Annotated in this window: 4 protein-coding genes; all 4 read right to left on the bottom strand. The window is 71.3% G+C overall.

What is annotated here, in order from left to right; all coding sequences use genetic code 11:
- The coding region (locus V7D28_RS14040; protein ID WP_333588008.1) for a hypothetical protein at positions 1–1340 on the bottom strand (1340 nt) is incomplete at its 3' end.
- 186 nt (positions 1341–1526) lie between these two features.
- Positions 1527–2246 (bottom strand): pseudouridine synthase, encoded by a 720-nt coding sequence (locus tag V7D28_RS14045; RefSeq protein ID WP_333588011.1) that lies wholly within the window; start codon positions 2244–2246, stop codon positions 1527–1529.
- A gap of 20 nt (positions 2247–2266) precedes the next feature.
- Entirely contained in the window at positions 2267–3175 is a 909-nt protein-coding gene (locus V7D28_RS14050) for a class I SAM-dependent methyltransferase (protein ID WP_333588009.1), read from the bottom strand.
- Between the two features lie 3 nt (positions 3176–3178).
- Positions 3179–4398: EF-Tu/IF-2/RF-3 family GTPase (locus V7D28_RS14055; protein WP_333588010.1), on the bottom strand; the 1220-nt coding region annotated here is incomplete at its 5' end.

A 4398-nucleotide genomic window follows, 5' to 3' on the forward strand; every position in this document is an offset into this window, starting at 1 on the left:
ATGGCGATCAGGGTGAAGGCGCGCAGGCCTTCCTCGGCGAAGACGTCCAGGGCCGCCTGCAGGGCCAGGGCGGCCGAGGCGCGTTCGCCGCGATCCTTGCCGGTGATGTCCAGGCGCGCCTCATAGATGCGGGCCAGATTGACCTGGGTCAGCGCCCAGCTGACCGGGTCGCGGCCGGCCCGCCGTTCGGCCAGCTCGATCTTGAAGGCGGCCTCGGCGGCGTCCAGCACGGCCAGGTCGCCGGAAAGCTCCGCCGCCCGCGCCAGGCAGAGCGCGCGGCTGTTGGAGGTCGCCGCCCGCAGGGCCAGGGCCGGCGCCTGGGCCAGGACCAGGCCGGCCCGCTCATAGCAGGTCACCGCCTGCTCATAGGCCCGCTCGCCCGCCGTGGCGTCCCCCAGGGTCTGGAGGGCGAAGCCAAGGGCGGCGTGGACACGGGCCCAGTCCAGCGGACTATGGTCGCGGGACAGATCCTCGGCCACGTCGGTGAGGCAGGTCACCGCCTCCAGAATCTGCTCCACCTCGCCGGTGGTCTCGGCCATGAGGGCCAGGATCTGGCCCCGCAGGGACACAGCCCGGGCGTGGGCCAGGGGTTCATAGGCGCCGTCCAGTCCGGCGGCCACGTCACGGGCCTCGTCATGGGCCAGGCGCAGCAGGTCGATATCCTTCAGCCGGGCGCCCCATCCGGCCATCAGATCGGCGCGCAGGGTGCGGGTCTCGGCGATCAGCAGGTGAGCGGCCGAGCAGCGCCGCTTGAGCGCCGAAAGCTCCGCCAGGGGGACCTCGAACCGGGCGGCGGCGACCCGCGCGGCCTGGGCGTCGCCCAGGGCCATGCGTCGTCGCCCTTCGATCAGGATCAGCCCGACCTCCGCCAGCGGCCGGGCCAGGCCGCCGCGGGCGGCCTCCCGCGCCTCGCCAAAGGCGATCTCGGCGGCGGCGTTCAGGCCCTCGTCGCCGAACAGCTCGGCGCCCAGCAGCGCGCAATAGGCCTGTTCGCACCGGGCGCGGGCCCAGCCGTCCGGCCGTCGGTCCCGGTCGAAGGCGAGCGCCGCGGCCTCGGCCTGACTGGCGGCCTTTCGCAGGGTCGCGGCGTCGCCGGACCGCCTGGCCACCTCGCGCCAGACGATGGCGGCCTCCAGCCGGCGTTGGGGCTTGTCCTTGGCGCTGATGCGGCCGGCGGCGATGTCGGCGGCCTTGCCCTCGCCTCGCAGCAGCTGAAGATCGAGCAGTTCGAGCAGGGCGGCGTCGCCGCCGGCCAGGCCGTCGCGGCTCGGACGCCAGGCGCCTTGTCCACCCAGGATGCGCTTCAGCTCTCGGCCGAACTCGAACATCACCCACTCCATCACACAAGCGTCCCGCAGCGGGACGATCCGCCGAGGTTCGGGTGAGACAGAGCAAAGCCGGAGCCGCGCGCTTTAACAAGTCATTAACCGTTGAAGATGGTTAACGTAACCTTGCCCATTGTTCGTCGTTTGCGCCCGCCACGTCGTGCAAGGCGCTGAAAAGCGGCGGCTTTGCTTGGGCTGCACTCAGCCGAAGATGGCGGAGGTTTCCGTCTCGGTCGCGATGCGCCAGGCGCCGGGCGCCAGGTCCGGCGGCAGGGCCAGCCCCCCCACCGCCTCCCGGTGCAGGGCCACGACATGATTGCCCAGGGCGGCGAACATGCGCCGCACCTGATGATAGCGGCCCTCGGTGATGATCAGGCGCGCCTTCTGCGGGGCCAGAATCTCCAGGGTGGCGGGCGCCAGGGGGCTGGTCTCCCCCTCCAGCATCAGGGTCCCGGCGGCGAAGACCTCGCCCTCGTCGCCGCGAAGGGGCCGGGCGAGATCGGCGAGATAGACCTTGGCCACATGGCTCCGGGGGGAGATCACCCGGTGCAGCAGCGGCCCGTCGTCGGTGATCAGCAGGAGGCCGCTGGTGTCCAGATCCAGCCGCCCGATGGTCGACAGTCCCGGCATCCGCGCCCGCCAGCGCCGGGGCAGCAGTTCATAGACGCTGCGGCCGGGCTCCCGGTGGGAGCAGACCACGCCCACGGGCTTGTGCATCACGAGCGTCAATGGGGCCGGCGGATCGACGGGCGCCCCGCCGATAATCAGGCGCTGGGGCAGGTCGGCGCCCAGGGCCACCTTCTGGCCGGCGTCCTTGACCGCCTGGCCATCCAGAACCACGGCGCCGGCGCGGACCAGAGCCTGCACCTCCTTGCGCGAACCATAGCCGAGATTGGCCAGCAGCCGGTCCAGCCTGGCCATGGGCGCCTTGCCCTGGCCGCTCACGCCCGGGCCTCATAGACCTTGTAGGCGCCGGTCTGGGCGCTGAGATGGACGGCGGAGAACCGGGTCGCCAGCGTCTTTTCGTAGGGCAGGTGCCGGTTGGCCACCATGACCAGCCGCCCGGCGGGCTTCAGCGCGCGGGCCGCGGCCTCGATGAAGGCCTGGCCCAGGGCCCGGTCCTCGGCTCCGCCGTCGTGGAAGGGCGGGTTCATGACCACGAAGTCCAGATCCGCCAGGTCGGGATGGCCGGCTCGCAGGTCGGTCCAGAGGAAGCTCGCCCGCGCATCGGCCACATTGCGCTGGGCGCAGGCCAGGGCGCGGCGGTCGATGTCGGCCAGGGTCAGGCCCGTCACCTCGCCGGCGGCCAGCACCGCCTGCGCCAGCACGCCCAGCCCCGCCCCGAAGTCCGCGCCGCGTCCGGCGAGCGGCGGCAGATGCTGCAACAGCAGCGCCGTGCCCGCATCGATGCGGTCCCAGCTGAAGACGCCAGGCTGGGTCCAGAGGCCCAGGGTCTCAAGATAGCGCGGCGCGCCCTCGGCCAGGGCCGTCTCCAGGCTCAGCCCGCCCGCCACGCGAACCTGGCAGATGCGATGGTGGCGCCGGGCGGTCTCTTCCGGCGGCGCGCCCAGGGCGGCCAGCTCCTTGCCCAGGCGCGAGCCGCCCTTGTCCTTGGGCGCCAGGGCGATCAGGCTTCCCCCCGGCGCCACGGCGCGCAGGCCCAGCGCCAGCACGTAGCGCCGCTCGAGGGAGCCGGGCGGGGCGGCGATGATCAGGCTCTCCAGACTGGCTTCGGCGAGATCCTCCAGGGCGGCCGCGCCCGGGATCAGGGGCGAGACCTGCAGGGCGCCCTCGCCGGCCTCGGCCAGTTCGCGGGGCGGTCGCCCATAAACGGCGTGCTTGGCCCCCACGGGTCAGGCCCGCTCCTTGGACCGCTCGAAGCGCACCTTGGGATAGCGCTCGGCCACATACCCCATCTCCCAGGCCGACTTGGCCAGGAAGACCGGCTGCTCGTCGATGTCGCTGGCCATGGCGCTCTTATGCTTGCCGGCGAAGTCGTCCACATCGACCTTCTCGCCGCCGAGCCAGCGGGCCTCGGCATAGGGCGAGGGCTCGAACAGAACCTCCAGCTGGTACTCGTTGGCCAGGCGGTCGGCCATGACCTCGAACTGCAGCTGGCCCACCGCGCCGACGATGAAGTCGGCGCCGATCTGCGGGCGGAAGAGCTGGGTGACGCCTTCCTCGGCCAGGCCTTCCAGGGCCTTTTTCAGATGCTTGGCCTTCAGCGGGTCCTTGACCCGCACGCGCTGGAGGATTTCCGGGGCGAAGTTAGGCAGGCCGGCGAAGCGGAGGGTCCCGCTTTCCGACAGGCTGTCGCCTACCCTCAGGACCCCGTGGTTGGGAATGCCGATCACGTCGCCCGCGAAAGCCTCCTCGGCCAGCTCCCGGTCGGAGGCGAAGAACATGATGGGCGAGTTCACCGAAAGCTGCCGCCCGGTGTTCTGGACCTTCAGCTTCATCCCCCGGGTGAAGCGGCCGGAGGTCAGGCGCAGGAAGGCCACCCGGTCGCGGTGGTTGGGGTCCATGTTCGCCTGGATCTTGAAGACGAAACCGGACACCTCGCGGTCGCCGGGCGCCACATGGGTTTCGTCGCCGCCCTTCAGCGCCGGGACCGCCTTGGGCGGCGGGGCGTGGGCCCCCAGGCCCTCCAGCAGCTGGGCCACGCCGAACTTGCGCAGGGCCGAGCCGAAGAAGACCGGCGTCATATGCCCTTCCAGGAAGGACTGGGGATCGAACGGCTTGGAGGCCTCCTGCACCAGCATGGCGCCCTCCTCCACCTCGGCCTGTTCCTCCGGATCAAGGTAGGAGACCACCGCATTGCCGCGGAAGGCGATGGGATCGGGATGGCCCTCCTCGTCGGCCGAGCTTTTCTTGGCGAAGGGCAGGAAGCGGTCCTGGCGAAGATCGATCATGCCCTTGAACCGTCCCCCCGATCCCGCCGGCCAATAGAGCGGCGCAGGATCCAGGGCGAGCTTGGAGGAGATCTCGTCCAACAGCTCGAAGGGGTCCTGGGCCTCCCGGTCCATCTTGTTGATGAAGGTGACGATGGGGATGTCGCGCAGGCGGCAGACCT

The sequence above is a fragment of the Phenylobacterium sp. genome (assembly GCF_036723115.1).
Classification (GTDB): Bacteria; Pseudomonadota; Alphaproteobacteria; order Caulobacterales; family Caulobacteraceae; genus Phenylobacterium.